General features: G+C 72.7%; 18 protein-coding genes and 1 pseudogene. 13 read left to right on the top strand and 6 right to left on the bottom strand.

From position 1 onward, the window contains the following. The first annotated feature begins 3 nt into the window (after positions 1 to 3). Genes E1286_RS14730 through E1286_RS14745 form a run of 4 tightly spaced genes read left to right on the top strand, consistent with a single transcriptional unit; the run spans position 4 to position 5,497 of the window. Positions 4 to 1,152, top strand: a complete 1,149-nt coding sequence (locus tag E1286_RS14730; protein ID WP_132612728.1) for an acetate/propionate family kinase — start codon at positions 4 to 6, stop codon at positions 1,150 to 1,152. Then, positions 1,149 to 2,414 (top strand): erythromycin esterase family protein, encoded by a 1,266-nt coding sequence (locus E1286_RS14735; RefSeq protein WP_132612730.1) that lies wholly within the window; start codon positions 1,149 to 1,151, stop codon positions 2,412 to 2,414. Before E1286_RS14730 ends, E1286_RS14735 begins: the two co-directional genes overlap by 4 nt. 36 nt (positions 2,415 to 2,450) lie before the next feature. Next, on the top strand, positions 2,451 to 4,586 hold the full coding sequence (recD2, locus tag E1286_RS14740) for an SF1B family DNA helicase RecD2 (protein WP_223189960.1): 2,136 nt from the start codon (positions 2,451 to 2,453) through the stop codon (positions 4,584 to 4,586). A gap of 35 nt (positions 4,587 to 4,621) precedes the next feature. Next, a complete protein-coding gene (locus tag E1286_RS14745; RefSeq protein ID WP_132612732.1) occupies positions 4,622 to 5,497 on the top strand; it encodes an ADP-ribosylglycohydrolase family protein in 876 nt (291 codons plus the stop codon). A 378-nt stretch (positions 5,498 to 5,875) separates the two neighbouring features. Here E1286_RS14745 and E1286_RS14750 read toward each other — a convergent pair whose 3' ends face one another. Continuing rightward, on the bottom strand, positions 5,876 to 6,466 hold the full coding sequence (locus tag E1286_RS14750; protein WP_132612734.1) for a hypothetical protein: 591 nt from the start codon (positions 6,464 to 6,466) through the stop codon (positions 5,876 to 5,878). Between the two features lie 112 nt (positions 6,467 to 6,578). Here E1286_RS14750 and E1286_RS14755 point away from each other — a divergent pair, with 112 nt between their 5' ends. Next, a complete protein-coding gene (locus tag E1286_RS14755; RefSeq protein WP_425464756.1) occupies positions 6,579 to 7,106 on the top strand; it encodes an RNA 2'-phosphotransferase in 528 nt (175 codons plus the stop codon). Positions 7,107 to 7,137: 31 nt separating this feature from the next. On the opposite strand, the gene E1286_RS14760 is transcribed toward E1286_RS14755, so the two are convergent. Further along, positions 7,138 to 7,710, bottom strand: coding sequence for a riboflavin biosynthesis intermediates N-glycosidase (locus tag E1286_RS14760; RefSeq protein WP_132612738.1), 573 nt, complete (start codon positions 7,708 to 7,710; stop codon positions 7,138 to 7,140). A 161-nt stretch (positions 7,711 to 7,871) separates the two neighbouring features. Here E1286_RS14760 and E1286_RS14765 point away from each other — a divergent pair, with 161 nt between their 5' ends. The 4 genes from E1286_RS14765 to E1286_RS14780 all read left to right on the top strand — a co-directional run bounded on the left by E1286_RS14765 (position 7,872) and on the right by E1286_RS14780 (position 10,113). Then, positions 7,872 to 8,534, top strand: coding sequence for a potassium channel family protein (locus tag E1286_RS14765; protein WP_187368166.1), 663 nt, complete (start codon positions 7,872 to 7,874; stop codon positions 8,532 to 8,534). 46 nt (positions 8,535 to 8,580) lie between these two features. Beyond that, the gene (locus E1286_RS51270; protein ID WP_132612740.1) at positions 8,581 to 9,024 is read left to right on the top strand and encodes a CBS domain-containing protein; all 444 of its coding nucleotides are present in this window, start codon (positions 8,581 to 8,583) and stop codon (positions 9,022 to 9,024) included. A gap of 52 nt (positions 9,025 to 9,076) precedes the next feature. Next, complete coding sequence (locus E1286_RS14775) at positions 9,077 to 9,673, top strand: TetR/AcrR family transcriptional regulator (protein ID WP_132612742.1); 597 nt, start codon at positions 9,077 to 9,079, stop codon at positions 9,671 to 9,673. Between the two features lie 74 nt (positions 9,674 to 9,747). Further along, positions 9,748 to 10,113 carry an STAS domain-containing protein gene (locus E1286_RS14780; RefSeq protein ID WP_132612744.1) on the top strand — a complete coding sequence of 122 codons (366 nt, stop codon included), beginning with the start codon at positions 9,748 to 9,750 and terminating at the stop codon, positions 10,111 to 10,113. A gap of 490 nt (positions 10,114 to 10,603) precedes the next feature. Here E1286_RS14780 and E1286_RS50210 read toward each other — a convergent pair whose 3' ends face one another. From E1286_RS50210 to E1286_RS14795, 4 genes and pseudogenes are all read right to left on the bottom strand, one after another. Further along, entirely contained in the window at positions 10,604 to 11,116 is a 513-nt protein-coding gene (locus E1286_RS50210; protein WP_246074861.1) for an MFS transporter, read from the bottom strand. Positions 11,117 to 11,216: 100 nt separating this feature from the next. After that, positions 11,217 to 11,768 (bottom strand): annotated as a pseudogene (locus E1286_RS52035) (MFS transporter); the annotation flags it as partial. Between the two features lie 68 nt (positions 11,769 to 11,836). Beyond that, positions 11,837 to 12,415 (bottom strand): TetR/AcrR family transcriptional regulator, encoded by a 579-nt coding sequence (locus E1286_RS14790; RefSeq protein WP_132612746.1) that lies wholly within the window; start codon positions 12,413 to 12,415, stop codon positions 11,837 to 11,839. 28 nt (positions 12,416 to 12,443) lie between these two features. Further along, on the bottom strand, positions 12,444 to 13,043 hold the full coding sequence (locus E1286_RS14795; RefSeq protein WP_132612748.1) for a TetR/AcrR family transcriptional regulator: 600 nt from the start codon (positions 13,041 to 13,043) through the stop codon (positions 12,444 to 12,446). A gap of 41 nt (positions 13,044 to 13,084) precedes the next feature. Between E1286_RS14795 and E1286_RS14800 the strand changes: the two genes are divergently transcribed. From E1286_RS14800 to E1286_RS14815, 4 genes are all read left to right on the top strand, one after another. Further along, the gene (locus E1286_RS14800) at positions 13,085 to 14,254 is read left to right on the top strand and encodes a macrolide family glycosyltransferase (RefSeq protein ID WP_132612750.1); all 1,170 of its coding nucleotides are present in this window, start codon (positions 13,085 to 13,087) and stop codon (positions 14,252 to 14,254) included. 36 nt (positions 14,255 to 14,290) lie between these two features. After that, on the top strand, positions 14,291 to 15,262 hold the full coding sequence (locus E1286_RS14805; protein WP_132612752.1) for an aldo/keto reductase: 972 nt from the start codon (positions 14,291 to 14,293) through the stop codon (positions 15,260 to 15,262). 31 nt (positions 15,263 to 15,293) lie between these two features. Then, positions 15,294 to 15,992, top strand: a complete 699-nt coding sequence (locus tag E1286_RS14810) for a hypothetical protein (protein WP_132612754.1) — start codon at positions 15,294 to 15,296, stop codon at positions 15,990 to 15,992. A gap of 349 nt (positions 15,993 to 16,341) precedes the next feature. Next, the gene (locus E1286_RS14815) at positions 16,342 to 16,731 is read left to right on the top strand and encodes a hypothetical protein (RefSeq protein ID WP_132612756.1); all 390 of its coding nucleotides are present in this window, start codon (positions 16,342 to 16,344) and stop codon (positions 16,729 to 16,731) included. The last annotated feature ends 1 nt before the right edge of the window (position 16,732 follow it).

The raw sequence follows: 16,732 nt of genomic DNA on the forward strand, positions 1-16,732 counted from the left end.
GGCATGGGCTGGGCAGCGGGCGCGGAGATGGACGAGCCGGCGGCGATCCTCACGGTCAACGCGGGCTCGTCGAGCCTGCGCCTCGACCTCGTCCAGGGCGGGAGCGTCCTGGACAGCGCGCACAGCGAGCGAGCCGCCGACCCGGGCTCGGCCCGCGAGGAGCTGGCCTCGTTCCTCGGCGGCCACTTCGACCGCGACGTCCGCGCGGTGGCGCACCGCGTGGTGCACGGCGGCGACCTGGTGCCGCAGCCGTCGGTGGCGGACGACGAGACGGCGGACGGGCTGCGCGGCCTCGTCCCCCTGGACCCGCTGCACCTGCCGCCCTCGCTGGCCCTGCTGGAGGCGGCCCGCGAGCAGCTGCCGGCCGTCCCGCACGTGATCTGCCCCGACACCGCCTTCCACGCCGGCCTGCCGGACGCCGCCGCCACGTACGCGCTGCCGCGCGAGTGGCGTGAGCGGCACGGGCTGCGCCGCTACGGCTTCCACGGCCTGTCGTACGCCTGGGCCGCCGACCGGGCCTCGGAACTGCTCGGCCGCCCGGCGGACGAGCTGGACCTCGTGCTGACGCACCTGGGCGGCGGCTGCTCGGTGTGCGCGGTGTCGGGCGGGCGCAGCCTGGACACCTCGATGGGGTTCACGCCGCTGGACGGGCTGCCCATGAGCAAGCGGTCGGGCAGCGTGGACCCGGGGATGCTGGTGTGGCTGCTGTCGGAGGGCCACCTGTCGGTCGAGGAGCTCGCCGAGGGGCTGGAACGCCGTTCCGGCCTGCTCGGCCTGTCGGACGGGCGCTCCGGGGACACCCGCGACCTGGTCGCGGCCGAGCGGGACGGCGACGAGGCCGCCGCGCTGGCGCTGCGCGTGTTCGCCCACCGGGTGAGCCGGGAGATCGCCGCCGCGGCCACCTCGCTCGGCCGGATCGACGCGCTGGTGTTCACCGGCGAGATCGGCTGGGACCAGCCCGAGGTGCGCGAGGCCGTGTGCCGCCGCCTCGGCCTGCTCGGCGTCGAGCCGCCCGTGCTCGGCAACCGTAACGACGACGGCGCGGTCAGCGCGGACGGCGCCGCCGTGCCTGTCCTGGTGGTGCAGGTGCGGGAGGAACTGCAGCTCGCCCGCGAATGCCTGCGGGTCCTCGCGGAGGAGGACGACGCATGACCGACCTGGAGGAGATGCGCCGCGCCGCGCTCCCGCTCATGGGGCCGGAGGACCTCGGCCCGCTGCTGGAACGGGTCGGCGAGGCCACCTTCGTGCTGATCGGCGAGGCCAGTCACGGCACCCACGAGTTCTACGCCTGGCGGGCCGAGCTGACCCGCCGGCTGATCGCCGAGAAGGGGTTCGGCTTCGTCGCGGTCGAGGGCGACTGGCCCGACTGCCGGCGCGTGCACCACGCGGTCACCACCGGCGCCGACCCCTTCGACGCCCTGTACGCCTTCGAACGCTGGCCGACGTTCATGTGGGCCAACGAGGAGGTCGTGGACTTCTGCCGGTGGCTGCGGCGCTGGAACGCCGGCCGGCCGCCCGGTGAGCGCTGCGGCTTCCACGGCCTGGACGTCTACAGCCTGTGGGACTCGCTGCACGCCGTCCGCCGCTACGCCGCCGCCCACCTGCCGGAGCAGATGGAGACGGTGATGGAGGCCCTGCACTGCTTCGAGTCCTACGGCCACGACGCGGAGCGGTACGGGCTGGAGACCCGCCTGGTGCCGGACAGCTGCGAGGACGAGGTGGTGAGCCTGCTGGCCGCGGTGGCCGGCACCGCGCCGGGCGGCGAGGGCGGGCTCGGTGTGCGGCAGAACGCCGAGGTCGTGGCCGGGGCCGAACGCTACTACCGGGCGATGGTCCGCGGCGGCCCCGACTCCTGGAACATCCGCGACGTCCACATGGCCGACACCCTCGACCGGCTGGCCGAGTTCCACGGGGCCAGGGGCGTGGTGTGGGCGCACAACACGCACGTCGGCGACGCCCGCGCCACCGACATGGCGGCCGCCGGGCTGACCAACCTCGGGCAGCTGGCCCGCGAACGGCACCGCGAGGACGTCGTGCTCGTCGGTTTCGGCACCCACCGGGGCACGGTCATGGCCGGCGAGCGGTGGGGCGCCCCGCATCAGAGCATGCCGGTGCCGCCCGCGCGCTCGGCGTCACTGGAGGCCCTGCTGCACGAGGCGCTGGGCGGCCGCGACGCCCTCTTCCTGGTGCCGCCCGCCGGACTGCGGGCCGAGTGGTACGACGAGCCGATGGCGCACCGGGCGATCGGCGTCGTCTACCGGCCGCAGCGGGAGCGGTGGGGCAACTACGTGCCGACCATCGTGGGCCGCCGCTACGACGCCTTCCTCTGGGTGGACGAGACCACCGCCGTACGCCCGCTGCACGGCGAGCCCGCCGGGGACGCCGAGCCGGAGACCTTCCCGACGGCCATGTGAGCGGGTTTGTCGGTGGGTGGTGGTTGGATCGGTGCCGTGGAGGCTTCGGTCGAGCAGCTCGTCTACGTCCGCGACGACGCGTACACCGTGGCGCGCATGAGCGCCGACGGCGTGCCCGGCTTCGTGGCGACCGGGCGGGCGCTGGCCGGGGTGCAGCCGGGTGAGACGCTGCGGCTGCTCGGCGACTGGAGCACGCACGCGCGTCACGGCAGGCGGTTCGCGGTCACCGGGTGCGAGCGGGTCACGCCGTCGTCGGTGCGGGCGATCCGCGTCTACCTGGGGTCGGGGCTGATCCGGGGCATCGGGCCGCGGCTGGCGTACGCGATCGTCGACCACTTCGGGGAGAACACCCTCAAGGTCATCGACGCCGAGCCCGAGCGGCTCACCGAGGTGGTCAACATCGGGCCGCTGCGGCAGGCGCAGATCGTGCAGGCGTGGCAGGAGCAGAAGGCCGTCGCCGCGCTGATGGTGACGCTGCAGGGGCTCGGCGTCAGCCCGCTGCTGGCCGCGAAGATCTACCAGGTGTTCGGCTCCGACGCCGACGAGGTGCTGGCCACCGACCCCTACCGCCTCATCGGGCGGGTCCGGGGCATCGCGTTCCGCGTCGCCGACAAGATCGCGTTGCAGGCGGGGGTGCCCGAGCGCAGCCCGCAGCGGGTCAAGGCGGCGCTGCTCGACCGGCTGGAGGCGGCCGGCAGCCGCGACGGCCACTGCTACCTGCCGGTGTCCGCCCTGGTCAGGCAGGCGGCCGAGCTGATCGAGCAGGACCAGGATCTGGTGCGGCCGGTGGTCGACGCGCTGGCGGCCGAACGGCGGCTGGTGCTGGAGGCGGCGCCCGACCAGCCGGGGCAGGTGGTGGCGTACGCGAAACACGTCCACAGCCGCGAGGTCGCGCTGGCGGCGCAACTCGCCGCGCTGCTGCGGGCCCGCTCCACGCTGCCGCTGCGCGCGTACCGCGAGGATCCCTCGCTCCACGACGACCAGCGCGCCGCCGTCACCATGGCGCTGACGAGCACGGTGTCGATCATCACCGGCGGGCCGGGCTGCGGCAAGAGCCACACGGTCAGGGCCATCGCGACCACCGTGCGGGCCGCGGGCGGCTCGGTGACCCTCGCGGCGCCGACCGGCAAGGCCGCCAAGCGGCTGTCCGAGCTGACCGGCATGCCGGCGATGACCGTCCACCGCATGCTCGCCCAGCAGGAGGCCGACCCCGACCCCGAGACGCTGTTCGACGAGCGGCCCGCGCAGGCCGACCTGGTCGTGGTCGACGAGGCGTCCATGCTCGACCTGCATCTCGCCACCCGGCTCACCGCCGCGGTGCGGCCGGGCAGCCACCTGCTGCTCATCGGCGACAGCGACCAGCTGCCGAGCATCGGCGCCGGCGACGTCCTGGCCGACCTGCTACGGGTGCCGGCGGTTCCGCGCGTGCAGCTCACCCACGTCTTCCGGCAGGCGGCCGGCAGCGGCATCGTCGACGCCGCCCATCGCATCCGGGCCGGGCGGCTGCCGGCGCTGCCGGGCGGGGGCGGGTTCTGGTTCGAGGAGCTCGACGATCCCGTGCGGGTGGCCGAGCGGGTGGCCCACCTGGCCATGGTGGCGATCCCCCGCAAGCAGGGCGTGCCGCCCGGCCAGGTGCAGGTGCTGTGCCCGATGCGCAAGGGCGAGACGGGCGCCACGGCCCTCGCACGGCTCATCCAGGAGCAGCTCAATCCGGCGGCCGACGACAAGCCGGAGCACTGGTCGGGGTCCACGGTGTTCCGGGTGGGCGACCGGGTGATGCCGATCCGCAACAACTACGACAAAGGGGTCTTCAACGGGGAGACCGGCACGGTGACGGCGGTGGTGCTCGAGGAGCGCGCGATCGAGATCCGCACCGACGACGGCGACAGCGTGCGCTACGGGTTCGACGAGCTCGACGACCTGACCCACGCGTACGCGATCAGCGTGCACCGGTCGCAGGGCAGCGAATACCCGTTCGTGGTGGCGCCGATCGTGGCCGAGTCCGGCGGGATCATGCTGCGCCGCAAGCTCCTCTACACCCTGGCGACCCGCGCCAAGGCGTGGGTGGTGCTGGTGGGCCAGCGCGAGGCCCTGGAGCTCGCCGTCCACCGCCTCGGCCAGCGCCGCAACACCGGCCTGCCCCGCCGCCTGGCCCTCACCCTCGACTCGTGACCCCGTCATCCGCCCGCGTGACACAATGGGCGGCGATGTCAGGGGATCCTCTGGAGCGGGCGACCGCTTCGCTTCGCGGGCTGCTCGCGGGTGACGCTCTCGGGTCGCAGTTCTTCGTTCCGGGCAACCGGGGGGCACTGGCGGACCGGGCCCTGCCGCCGGAGCCGTGGCAGTGGACCGACGACACGGAGATGGCCTGCTCCATCCACCGCGTCCTGGCCGAACGCGGCCGCATCGATCAGGATCTGCTCGCCGCCTCCTTCGCCGCGCACCACGACTTCGACCGCGGGTACGGACCCGCGACCGGGCGGATGCTGCGCCTCGTCCGCGCGGGCGGCGACTGGCGGGCGCTGGCGGCCGAGCTGTTCGACGGCAAGGGGTCGTGGGGCAACGGCGCGGCCATGCGGGTGGCTCCGCTCGGCGCGTGGTTCGCCGGCGACCTGCCCCAGGCGGCGGCGCAGGCGCGGCTGTCGGCCGAGGTCACGCACACGCACCCCGAGGCGGCGGCGGGCGCGATCGCCGTCGCGGTGGCCGCGGCCGTCGCCGCCGGCGATCCCCGGCCCACGCCGGGCGGGCTCATCGACCAGGTGCTCGGCCACACACCGCCCGGCCGCGTCCGCGACGGGATCGCGCAGGCGCGGAAGCTGCTGACGATCAGCGACCCGGTGCTCGCCGCCCGGGCGCTCGGCAACGGCCGCGAGGTCTCCGCCCAGGACACCGTCCCCTTCACCCTGTGGGCCGCCGCCCGCAACCTCGGCGACTTCACCGCCGCGTTCTGGACGACGGCGGCGGCCGGCGGCGACGTCGACACGACCTGCGCGATCGTCGGCGGAATCGTCGGCTCCCGCACCCCGCCACCCCGGCAGTGGCTCGCCCGGTCGGAGCCTCTCCCGCCGTGGGCGCACGTGTAACCGGCCGCTACGAACCGCGAGTCACCGTTCGGACGCGGCGGGCCGGACTGAACGGCACGGATGCGCTCGACGTCGAGCCTGGCCGTCCGGTCGAAGCGGTAGACGCCGTTCCGGGTCAGCTGTGTGTAGCAGTAGCCGAACATGTCAGGCTGTCGCGGCCGATCGTCGCGGCGGTGGCGATCTCCACGTGGAACGACTTCCTGCGGCCGTACCTCGTGGCCAACGGCCCCGACCTGATGGCCCTGGCCCGTCGGGCTCCCGAGCGTGATAAGCGGTTACGGCGTGGTCTTCGCCAAGAACATGGCGAGCCCCTCCTGGCCGCGCTGCCCTTTCTTCCCGTGGCAGATTTTTTCACCGCCGGCCGAGGTCAGCGGCCGGCTACCGGTGGCCGGGCGGGAAGGTGCGGTCGTAGGTGAGGGTGAACGTGCGCCTGACCCAGCCGGCGCCGCGCGGGTCGCCGTCCGGATCCGGGATCACGCGGTCGAGGATCGAGGCGCGGACGCCGGCGACGTCCGCCGACCTGTCGCGCCGGGCGACCACGTGGCCGGCGTCGAGGACGAACTCGACGACGTGCGCGTACTTCCAGCCCGGGGCGAAACCCATGTCGGCGTCCGCGATGAGGTCGCGCCCGGCCAGCAGCCGGCCCGAGAACGGCACCGCCACGTCCAGCGGGGCCGCCGTGAACGAGCCGTCGTCGGCGTTCTCGGCGACCTGCGTGCCGAACACCGTCATGCCACGGCCGATCGGGCGCCCGGCCACCGTGGCGTGCGGGCCCAGCGTCAGCTCCCGCAGCGCCAGGCGGTCGTTCTCGGTCGTGTACGAGCAGACGTACCCGCGGTAGCAAGCCGTGTGGAACGGCCCCGGGATGAGGTCGTGCTCGACGGGGTCGAAAAGCGGATCTCCGTCGACGGCGGCCAGGGCGTGGCTGCAACCGTCGATGTCGATCGTGTCCGGGATTTGCGCGGTCACCGAGAGAAACTCTCATGCCCGCCGGGCGTGGCGGGAACGTTGAGACTCTTTCGTAATCCGCTTGGCCGCACGACCGGTGCAGGGCACCATGACATCGATGGACGAGCGGCGCATGACGCGCATTTCCAAGTACCTGGCCCGGCATCTGCGCCACGATCCGCACCGCATCGGGCTCGTACTCGATCCCGCCGGCTGGGTGGAGGTGGACGCGTTGCTGCGGGCCGCCGCCGAGCACGGGTTCCCGATCTCCGCCGGGGAGTTGCGGGAGGTCGTCGCGTCCAACGACAAACGCCGCTACACGCTTGAGGACGGGCGGATCCGGGCGAACCAGGGGCATTCGGTGCCGGTGGACCTCGGTCTGCCGGTGACCGAGCCTCCCGAGGTGCTCTACCACGGCACCGTGGGGCGGTTCCTGGCGGCGATCCGCGACGAGGGCCTGCGGCCGATGAGCCGGCACCATGTGCACCTGTCGCCGGACCGGGAGACGGCCACGCGGGTGGGGTCGCGCCGGGGCGTGCCCGTGGTGCTGGTGGTGGCGGCGGGCCCGATGCACCGCGACGGGCACCCCTTCCGGCGCAGCGCGAACGGCGTCTGGCTGGCGGACCACGTCCCGCCGCGTTACCTGCGTTTCCCGTCCTGAGCCCGCACGCACCCGGCCGCGCGGGCCGCCGTCAGGGGCGGTCGCGGAGGGTGGCGCGGGCCGCCATCAGGGCGAAGCCCAGCAGGTTGAGGCCCTGCCAGGCCGACGGCGAGGCGGCCTGTTCGTCGGTGGCGGTCAGGCCGATCCCCCACACCCGGTCGCGCGGGCTCGCCTCCACCAGGACGCGGTTCCCGGTGCCGAGCAGGAAGTCCCTGAGCTGCGGGTGCTGCCCGAACTTGGCCACGTTCCCGCGTACGACGATCTCGAAGCGGCGGGCCCGCCAGGTGTCCTCCTCGAAGCCGCGCACGGTTCGGCCGAGGTCCTTGGCCTCGCCCGGATGCCCGGCCGCGAGGATCAGGGCGGCGCTCTCCCCGTCGCCGAACAGCCACGCCTTGTGCACCATCATGTAGTGCTCGGCGGAGGCGTACGTGTGCCCGTCCTCGGTGAAGGTGATCGGCCACCACTGGCTCAGGCAACCGGGGCCCACGCCGCCGTCCCGTGCGGGCTGGTGGCCCCAGAAGAAGAGGTATTTGAGGCGGCGGCCGGACTTCTCCGCGGCGATCGCCTCGTCGACCGTCATGGGCAGGGGCAATTCGTCTGACATGTCGCCCACGGTGCCACATCACGCCCGTCAAGATCGCGTGCTTTTGCCGTCAAGGACGGGTAAGTACGGTGGCCGTCCTGGGCACTGTTACGGTAGGGCCCTGCGCCCGGAGCCCGGCCGGAGGATCTCTCGAGGGCGCTACACCGAGGAGCGAGTCATCGTTGGCTGAGTACAAGGGCGACCCGGTGGTCGTCATCGGCCTGGGCCGGTTCGGCACGTCGCTGGCGCTGGAGCTCACCCGGCGCGGCACCGAGGTCCTGGCCATCGACAACCGGCCGAAGATCACCCAGAGTCTGGCGGGGCAGATCACCCAGATCGCGACCGCCGACGCCACCGACATGGAGGCGCTGCGCCAGCTCGGCGTGCCCGACTTCTACCAGGCGGTGGTCGCGGTGGGCAGCGACATCGAGGCCAGCATCCTGACCACGTCGCTGCTGGTCGAGCTGGAGATCAACGACATCTGGGCCAAGGCGATCAGCACCCAGCACGGCCGCATCCTGAGCCGCATCGGCGCCCACCACGTCGTCTTCCCCGAGCACGACATGGGCGAGCGGGTGGCGCACCTGGTGAGCGGTCGCATGCTCGACTACATGCAGGTCGACGAGAACTTCGCGCTGGCCAAGACCACCCCGCCCAAGGAGTACGTCGGCGTGCCCCTGGGCAGCTCCAACCTGCGCCGCAAGTACGGCGTCACCATCGTGGCGGTCAAGCCGTCAGGCGAGGAGTTCACGTACGCCACGGCCGACACCGAGCTGTCCTACGACGACGTGGTGCTCGTGTCCGGCCGCACCGAGCAGGTCGAACGGTTCGCCGAGCTGCCGTAGCGCCGCGGGCGGAGCCCGTTGGCTAGGCTGGCGACGGAGGCCACTGATGCGCACACGCGATCTCGCCGTCGAGTTCCCGACGGTCACCATGGACACCCCCGCGATGGAGGCCGCCAGACTGCTGGCCGAGCAGGACCTTCCGGGGCTGATCCTCGTCGACGACGAACTGCGGCCGCTCACCATCCTGCCCGGCACTCAGGTGCTGCGGCTGGCCGTGCCGGGCTACTGCCAGGACGACCCGGCGCTGGCCCGGGTGGTGGACGAGGCCCACGCCGACCAGTTCCTGCACCGGCTGGACGGCAAGACCGTCCGCCAGTGCCTGCCGGAGCAGCCGCGCGAGCTGCCCGTGGCCGACACGAAGGCCACCGTGCTGGAGCTGGCCGCGCTGATGGCCCGCACCCGCAGCCCCGTCGTCGCCGTGGTCGAGAACGAACGCCTCGTCGGAGCCGTCACCCTCCAGGCGCTGATGGACCGCGCTCTGGAGCTCTGACAAGCGCGCGCCCCCGTCCGGGCACGACGGGGCGCGGTCGTAGGGTGGGCATATGGTGAAGACCGCCGCACGACAGCCCGTACCGGCCCGGCGCGCGGACGCCGAGCGCAACATCGCCGCGATCCTGGAGGCGGGAACGCGGCTGCTGAGCGCCGATCCCACGGCCAGCGTCGCGGACATCGCGAAGGCGGCGGGGGTCGGCCGGGTCACCCTGTACGGTCACTTCCCGTCGCGTGAGGCGCTGGTCGACGCGGTGCTCGACCACGCGGTGCGCATGGCCGACGACGTGCTGGAGAACGAGTCGATCGACGCAGCGCCGGCGCCGGAGGCCATGGCGCGGCTGCTGCGCTCCGCGTGGGAGATCCTCGACCGGCACCGCCGCCTGTTCCTGGCCGCCGACCGGGTCCTGGCCACCGAGCGCATCCGCGAGCACCACGAGCGGCCGCTGCGGCGGGTCGAGCGGCTCATCGATCGGGGGCGGCGCGACGGCGACTTCCGTACGGACCTGCCGCTGCCGTGGCTGGTGACGGTCTTCTTCTCGGTCGTCCACAGCGCCGCGCAGGAGCGGGAGGCGGGGCGGCTGGCGGCGGACGAGGTCGAGCGGGTGCTGGTCCAGACGATGCTGTCACTCCTGCGCCGCGGCGAGTAAGCGGGATGTCGCAGGCGACGTCCGCGGATTATGCTTCGTTGATGATGCATGTTCCACGGGCGGTGAGCCCGTAGATGCCGTCGCTGGGGCTGGCGCACCGGCATCTGACCGGCGTGACGGTGATCATGGTCTGCGGTGAGATGGACGCCACCAACCGGGGGCAGATCGAGCGCTACCTCAGCGAAGCCCGGCGGGCGCCCTCCGACGCGGTGGTGTTCGACCTCTCCCAGGTGCCGTTCATGGACAGTTCTGGCCTGCACGTGCTGCTGACGTGCGCCACCGACTGTCTCCGACATGGTGGCGCGATCCATCTGGCCGCCGTGCAGCGTCTGCCCGCCCGGCTCTTCGAGATCACCGGCGTGGTGGCGCACATCCCGATCCACGAAACGGTCGACGACGCCGTCGCCGCCGCGCTGGCACCGTTCAAACGCTCACTCTGACACCCGGACATGAAAGAGAGCCGGCGGCTTCAGCCGCTCGGCTCTCACAGGGCTGGACTACCACCAGAAGTCGTCGTCCCAGTGTCCCCAGCCACCCCACCACCTGCGACGGCGGCGGCAGGAGCGGCGGCGACGCCAGCGGCGCGGGCATCCCCCTAGGTGGAAGCCAACCTGGGACACATGCGGACTAGCCATGGTTCCTCCCCCGTTGGTTGATTTCCAAAAACGACGCTAGCACCCAAATCGTGACAAATCATCCAATATTCACTCATTTCACATAGCCTTGACGGGACCCCTCAATCGACCACGTAACAGCAAAATTGGTTGATTTTCGAACTACATCGGGCGCAGATCAGGAACCAGGAGGTCACGGCGTCCTTCACCCCGACATCCGGCATCCGCGAGCCTCCGCGCCCGGCCCGCTACGCAAAGCCCAGGTCGGCCCACCCCCGCCCCCAGGGTGCGCGCCGGTCACGTGAGCCGCGGCGAATCAGGGTCGCGGCGCCGGCTGCGTGCCGGCGTGGTGCCAGGCGTAGGCGCTCAGGGACAGTCCCGCGAGGGTGACCGCGGCCCCGGCGAGGTAGAGGGCGGGCAGGCCGAGGCCCGTGTCGATGACGCGGCCCCCCAGCCACCCCGCGAAGGCGGCGGCGAGCTGGTAGGCGGAGGCGTTCACCGCCATGGCCAGGGTCGGCGCGGCGGCGGCGGTGGCGAGGACCCGCGCCTGCATGCCGGGGATCACCGCGAACCCGAGCGCGCCGACGGCGAACACCATCACCGCGGTGGCCGCCATGCTGCCGCTGACCGCCCACATCACGACGAGCCCGGCCGCGAGCGCCGCGAGCAGCCCGAGCTGCGAGCGCCGGGGCGCGCGGTCGGCGAGCCGGCCGCCGGCGAGGTTGCCGGCCGCCGCGCCGATCCCGTACACGAGCAGCAGGACGGCGACCGCCCCGGCGGCGAACCCGGTGACGCCGGTGACCAGCGGCGCGAAGAACGTGAACACCATGAGCAGCCCCGTGTTCGCCGGCGGTGACGGCGATGGCGAGCCGCACGTCGCGGCCGCGCAGGACGCGCAGCTCGGCCACGGCGGAGGTGGCCGGGGCGGCGTCGCGTACGTCCGGCACGAGCCGCGCCACCAGCAGGAACCCGGCCGCGCAGCAGAGGGCGACGGCCAGGAACGCGGCCCGCCAGCCGTGGCGCTCACCGATGAACGTGCCGATCGGCGCGCCCAGGATCATCGCCAGGTTCATGCCGAACACCAGCCGCGACACGGTGGACGCCCGCCGGTCCGGTGACGCCGTGGCTACCGCGATGACGATCGCGTTGGCGAAGAACGTCGAGGTCACCAGCGCGGTGACGATCCGGGCGGCGAAGAGCACGGGATAGGACGGCGCGAGCGCGGAGCCGAGGTTGCCCGCGATCGCGATCGCGAGCAGGACCATGACGAGCGGCTTGCGCGGGAACCTCGTGGTGAGCGCCGTCAGCAACGGCCCGCCGGCGACCATCCCGATGGCGTACGCCGTCACCAGCAGCCCGGCGGCGGGGATGGAGACCGCGAGGTCGCCGGCGACGCCGGGCAGGATGCCGGCGATGACGAACTCACCGGTCGTGATGCCGAACACGCACACCATCAAGGACGGCACGGCCACAGGTCTCATGGCTTCCGCTTTCTTTACAGGTCAGTACAGAACTGGCGCAGCACAAGAAGGCACCCCCTTGGAGGGGATCAAAGAGCGGCGACGGCCCCTTCGACGACGTCGAGCAGCGCGTCGCGGTCATCGGTGACCTTGGCGAGCACGCGCAGCCCGTAGTAGGCGCTCTGGAAGGCCCGCGCCACCTGCTCCGGCGGCCGGCCGGACGACAGCTCGCCGCTGCTCTGGCCGACCCGCACCAGCCGGAGCACGGCCTGCTCCAGGTCGGCGAACTGGCGGTGGACGAGCGCGGCGACGGACTCGGTGCGCCCGCTGGACTCGGTGGCGGCGTTGAGCGCGAGGCAACCGCGGCGGCCGGGGTCGCCCATGTCGGCGTCGATGACGCCCAGCATCAGCTTCCGCAACCGTTGCTTGACCGGTCCAGGCCGGTCGAGCATCTCGAGCTGGGCCTGCGCCCAGGTGTCGGCGTAGCGGCGGATCGCGGCCTCGTACAGGTGGTGTTTGCTGCCGAAGGCGTTGTAGAGGCTGCCGCGGCCGAGCCCGGTGCGGGCGCACAGGTCGTGGGTGGACGTGGCCTCGTACCCCTTCTCCCAGAACACCTCCATGGCGGCGTCGACCACTGCCTCATCGCTGAACTCGCGCGGCCTTCCCATGGCGGAAGGCTAGCGCGTTATGTACACATCAGTAAAGAACGGTCAGCCGGTCGAGGTGGTAGCGGACCACGGCGAGCGCCTCGGCGGGCTCGCGCACGCCGACCACGAGGGCGGAGGCGAGCCCTTCCAGCAGGGCGAGCAGCACGACGGCCTCGCGCCCCGGGTCGAGGCCGGGCCGCAGCTCGCCGTCACGCACCCCCTGGGCGATCAGCTCGGCCACCCGGCCGTGCAGCCATCGGTCGCCCTCGCGAAGGTCGCCGATCAGCTCGGGCGCGGCCACGGCGCGCGCCTCGAACGCCTGCCCCGCCCGGCGCTCGGCGCGGCGGCGGGCGTCGAGCGGCAGCACCTCGGCCGCCATCGACAGCAGGAACGCGCGCACCGGCCGCTCCCCCGCCTCGCCCATCCCGGCCAGGATCCGCTCGGTGACGCGCTCGCCCAGATAGCGGACCACGTAGCGGAGCATCTCGTCCTTACTGCCGAAGTAGTGCTGCACGGAGCCGAGCGACATGCCCGCCTCGGCCGCCACGTCGCGCAGCTTCGCCTGGTCGAGGCCGTCACGGCCGGCGATGCGCAGCACGACCTCGGCGATGTGCCGCCGCCGCTCCTCGTGGTCGACCTTTTTCGGCATATCCCTCCTTTTGTCATACCGTGGTATTAAAATACAGCGGTATGGCAACGATAGCGTTCTTCGCCCCCCTCGGCGCGGGCCACGTCAACCCCCAGCTGGGCCTGATCGCCGAGCTCGTCCGGCGGGGCCATCGGGTCACATTCGCCACCGACGAGTCGAACGCGCCCCGCGTGGCCGAGACCGGCGCCGAGATCGTGCCCTGGACCTCCACCTGGGAGTCGCTCGACACCGGCGACGCGCCGCAGATGCACGGCAAGGAACTGGTCCGTGCCATGGGCCTGCTGCTGGAGGAGACCAGGGCGGCCCTGCCCCAGCTCGACGGGGGCGAGCGGCCCGACCTGGTCGTCCACGACGGCACGATGTGCTGGTGGGGCCGCATCCTGGCCGAACGCTGGCAGGTGCCCTCGGTCGAGACCTGGCCCAACCTGGTCGGCAACGACCACTGGTCGATGCACCACGACTACACGACGGTCAACCCGCTCAGCTTCGGCTTCCTGCGCACCGGGGTGCGCCTGGCCCGGTTCCTGCGCAAGGAGGGGTTCGGCGACGTGCGGGCGTTCATGCGGGGCGACCGGGCGGCGGTCCGGCTGGTGATGCTGCCGCGGGCCTTCCAGTACGCGGGCGAGACGTTCGGTGACGGCTACGTGTTCGTCGGGCCGGGCCTGAGCGAGCGGGCCGGCGAGGGCGGCTGGGAGCCGCCGGGCGACGGGCGTCCGGTGCTGCTGGTCTCGCTGGGCACCGCCTACAACCACCGGCCCGATTTCTACCGAACGGTGCTGGACGCGGCGCGCGACCGGCCCTGGCACGTCGTCCTGGCCGTCGGCGGAGTGGACCCGGCGACGCTCGGCCCGATCCCGCCCAACGTGGAGGTGCACGCGCGCGTGCCGCAACTGGCCGTGCTCCGCCACGCCCGGGCGTTCGTCACCCACGCGGGCATGGGCAGCACGATGGAGAGCCTGCATTTCGGCGTCCCGATGGTGGCGGTGCCGCAGATGGCCGAGCAGCGCGCCAACGCCGACCGCATCGCCGAGCTGGGCCTGGGCCAGGCATTGCCCGCCGACGGGGTCACCGGCGCGGCGCTGTGGGAGGCGATCGAGGGGGTGGCCGCCGACGAGCGCGTACGCGAGCGGCTGCGCTGGATGCACGGCGAGCTGGCCGCCGCCGGAGGGGCCGGGGCGGCGGCGGACGAGGTGGAGAGGGTGCTTAACTGAGCACGGCAAATCCGGATCTTCCGCGAAAGGTCATCCTTGGACTACGAACGACAGCCGTACCGCAGGTGCGGCCGCAGCGGCCTGCTCCTGCCCGCCGTGTCCCTCGGCCTGTGGCACAACTTCGGCGAGGGCAAGACCCTCGAAAGCCAGCGTGCGATCCTGCACCGGGCGCTCGACCTCGGCATCACCCACTTCGACCTCGCCGACCGCTACGGCCCGCCGATCGGCGCCGCCGAGGCCGCGCTCGGCCGGATCCTGCCCAGGTCGCTGCGCGACGAGGTGGTCATCACCACCAAGGGCAGCAACCCCATGTGGGACGGCCCGTACGGCAAGGGCAACTCGCGCAAGCACCTGCTGGCCACGCTCGACCGCTCGCTGGCCCGCCTCGGCCTCGACTACGTGGACATCTTCTACCTGCACCGTGAGGACCCGGACACCCCGCTGGAGGAGCAGCTCGCCACGCTCGACCACATGGTCCGCACCGGCCGCGCCCTCTACGTCGGCGTCTCCAACTTCTCGCCGGAGAGCACGGCCGAGGCGGCGCGGCTGCTGCGCGACCTCGGCACCCCGCTCCTGGTGCACCAGCCGCCCTATTCGCTGCTCGACCGGCGGATCGAGGATTCCCTGCTGGGCGTGCTGGAGCGCGAAGGGGTCGGCTGCGTGGTGTACTCGCCGCTGGCGCAGGGCCTGCTGACCGACCGCTACCTCAACGGCATCCCGGCCGACTCGCGGGCGGCCGAGGGCCGCTTCCTGACGCCGGACCGGGTGACGCCGCAGGTGCTGACGTTCGTCCGGACGCTGGCGGAGCTGGCCGAGTCCCGTGGGCAGACGGTGGCGCAGCTGGCGCTGGCGTGGGCGCTGCGCGACCCGCGCGTCACGTCGGTGCTCGTGGGCGCCTCCAGCCCCGAGCAGCTGGAGACGAACGTGGCCGCCGTGGACCGGCTGGACTTCACCGATGACGAGCTGGCCGCCATCGACCACGCCGCCAAGGAGGCCGTCGCCGGGTGAACCGGCGGCGGCCCGTGGGCGTGTTCATGGTGTGAAACGTGCCGGTTGGATCGGGCTCACGGCCGCCGCCGTCGTCGTGGCGTGCGCGGCGGCCGTCGTCGTCCCGTACGCGGTGGGCGAGGAACGGCCGGTGCCGAGCACCTGTCCCGCGCGATGGGGCTCCGAGCAGATCGGCGGCTGGGTGCCGGCCGCCGCCGACCTGGACGAGGTCGAGGACACGCTGGTGCCCGGGGAACCTGTCAGCGCGCTGATCTGCGTCTATCCGGGCCAGAACGCGGGCACGGGCGGCGAGCCGCTGGCCGGGTCGCGGACGCTGACCGATCAGGCCGCAGCGATGGCGCGCGACCTGGCCCATCTGCCGGTCGCCCGGCACCTCCCCGGGCGGGCGTGCACCCTGAGGGGCGGCCTGCCGACGAACTACCTCCTCCGGTTCGCCTACCCCGACGGGCGCGCCCTGTGGGTGGGCAGCGCCGAGGAGCCCAACTCCTGCGTGACGACCACGAACGGCACGGCCGAGACACCCGCGTACATCGGGCCGGGCCTCGCGGCCGCGTACCGCGAAGGCGTCTGGCGGCTCCCCCAGCGGGCCGACCCGTGTGCCGGCGTGCCGGGGCGGCGCGGGCAGGGTGAGTCGCTGGTGCCCGGGGAGCCGGTCGAGGTCCTGGTGTGCGCGCACGGCCGGAACGGCGACCCGCGTCCGGCGCCGAGCCGGGCGGCCGGCCGTCCGTGATGAACGGCCTGCTCGCGAGCGACCTGAGCGACGGCGCCCACGACCTGCTGACCCGCCTGGCACCGCGCTGAGCCCGCCGGCCAGGAGCCAGGCGGCGGGCACCACGACGTTCCCGTCGTCACGGACCCGGATCAGCAGGACGCGGCCGTCCGGATCCGGTGACACGCGCGGAAGCCTTGCCGGCTTCTCATAATTCGCCCCTTTTCTTCCGGTGGAACGGTCGCTTCTCCGCCCTAGTGGTCAATTTTTCTTGGGGATCGCGGTGCGGGGTGGTTCGTGGCGTGAGGGGTTCCGCTCACCTACGTTTTCGGCTGCAGATCACTTCTGTGTGTAACCGAAAGGGGACTCCATGTTCCGTCGTACCCTGGCGGGCGGGCTCGCACTGGCCGCCGCCGGTCTCGTCCTGGCCACCGCCCCGGCGGCGAACGCCGAAATCTACGCCCCGTACACGAGGGCCGCGGCGATCGTCAACGCGAACGGCATGCTGATCAATTCCAAGAACATCATCCACTCGCGGCGTGCCGCGGCCGGAACGTACTGCGTGCAGGTCAAGAGCCGGGTGGACGTGGCGGATTCGCTGATCCAGCTCACCCCGCGGCACGCCAGGCGACTGCCCTTCATCGCCTACCGCAGCCCGTCGGCGGTCTGCGGCAACCAGGAGAACACGGTCACCGTCCAGGTGTACAGCACGATCACGAACCGGCCCGCCGACGGCGGCTTCGATCTCGCGATTCTCTGAC

The sequence above is a fragment of the Nonomuraea terrae genome, assembly GCF_004348995.1.
Lineage (GTDB): Bacteria > Actinomycetota > Actinomycetes > Streptosporangiales > Streptosporangiaceae > Nonomuraea > Nonomuraea terrae.

Bases quoted from the DNA above. Each gene is read 5' to 3' on its own strand.
- E1286_RS14730 (WP_132612728.1), top strand. From the start codon at position 4: ATGGGCTGGGCAGCGGGCGCGGAGATGGACGAGCCGGCGGCGATCCTC.
- E1286_RS14735 (WP_132612730.1), top strand. From the start codon at position 1,149: ATGACCGACCTGGAGGAGATGCGCCGCGCCGCGCTCCCGCTCATGGGG.
- E1286_RS14745 (WP_132612732.1), top strand. From the start codon at position 4,622: ATGTCAGGGGATCCTCTGGAGCGGGCGACCGCTTCGCTTCGCGGGCTG.
- E1286_RS14755 (WP_425464756.1), top strand. From the start codon at position 6,579: ATGACGCGCATTTCCAAGTACCTGGCCCGGCATCTGCGCCACGATCCG.
- E1286_RS14760 (WP_132612738.1), bottom strand. From the start codon at position 7,710: ATGTCAGACGAATTGCCCCTGCCCATGACGGTCGACGAGGCGATCGCC.
- E1286_RS51270 (WP_132612740.1), top strand. From the start codon at position 8,581: ATGCGCACACGCGATCTCGCCGTCGAGTTCCCGACGGTCACCATGGAC.
- E1286_RS14775 (WP_132612742.1), top strand. From the start codon at position 9,077: ATGGTGAAGACCGCCGCACGACAGCCCGTACCGGCCCGGCGCGCGGAC.
- E1286_RS14780 (WP_132612744.1), top strand. From the start codon at position 9,748: ATGCCGTCGCTGGGGCTGGCGCACCGGCATCTGACCGGCGTGACGGTG.
- E1286_RS50210 (WP_246074861.1), bottom strand. From the start codon at position 11,116: ATGGTGTTCACGTTCTTCGCGCCGCTGGTCACCGGCGTCACCGGGTTC.
- E1286_RS14790 (WP_132612746.1), bottom strand. From the start codon at position 12,415: ATGGGAAGGCCGCGCGAGTTCAGCGATGAGGCAGTGGTCGACGCCGCC.
- E1286_RS14795 (WP_132612748.1), bottom strand. From the start codon at position 13,043: ATGCCGAAAAAGGTCGACCACGAGGAGCGGCGGCGGCACATCGCCGAG.
- E1286_RS14800 (WP_132612750.1), top strand. From the start codon at position 13,085: ATGGCAACGATAGCGTTCTTCGCCCCCCTCGGCGCGGGCCACGTCAAC.
- E1286_RS14815 (WP_132612756.1), top strand. From the start codon at position 16,342: ATGTTCCGTCGTACCCTGGCGGGCGGGCTCGCACTGGCCGCCGCCGGT.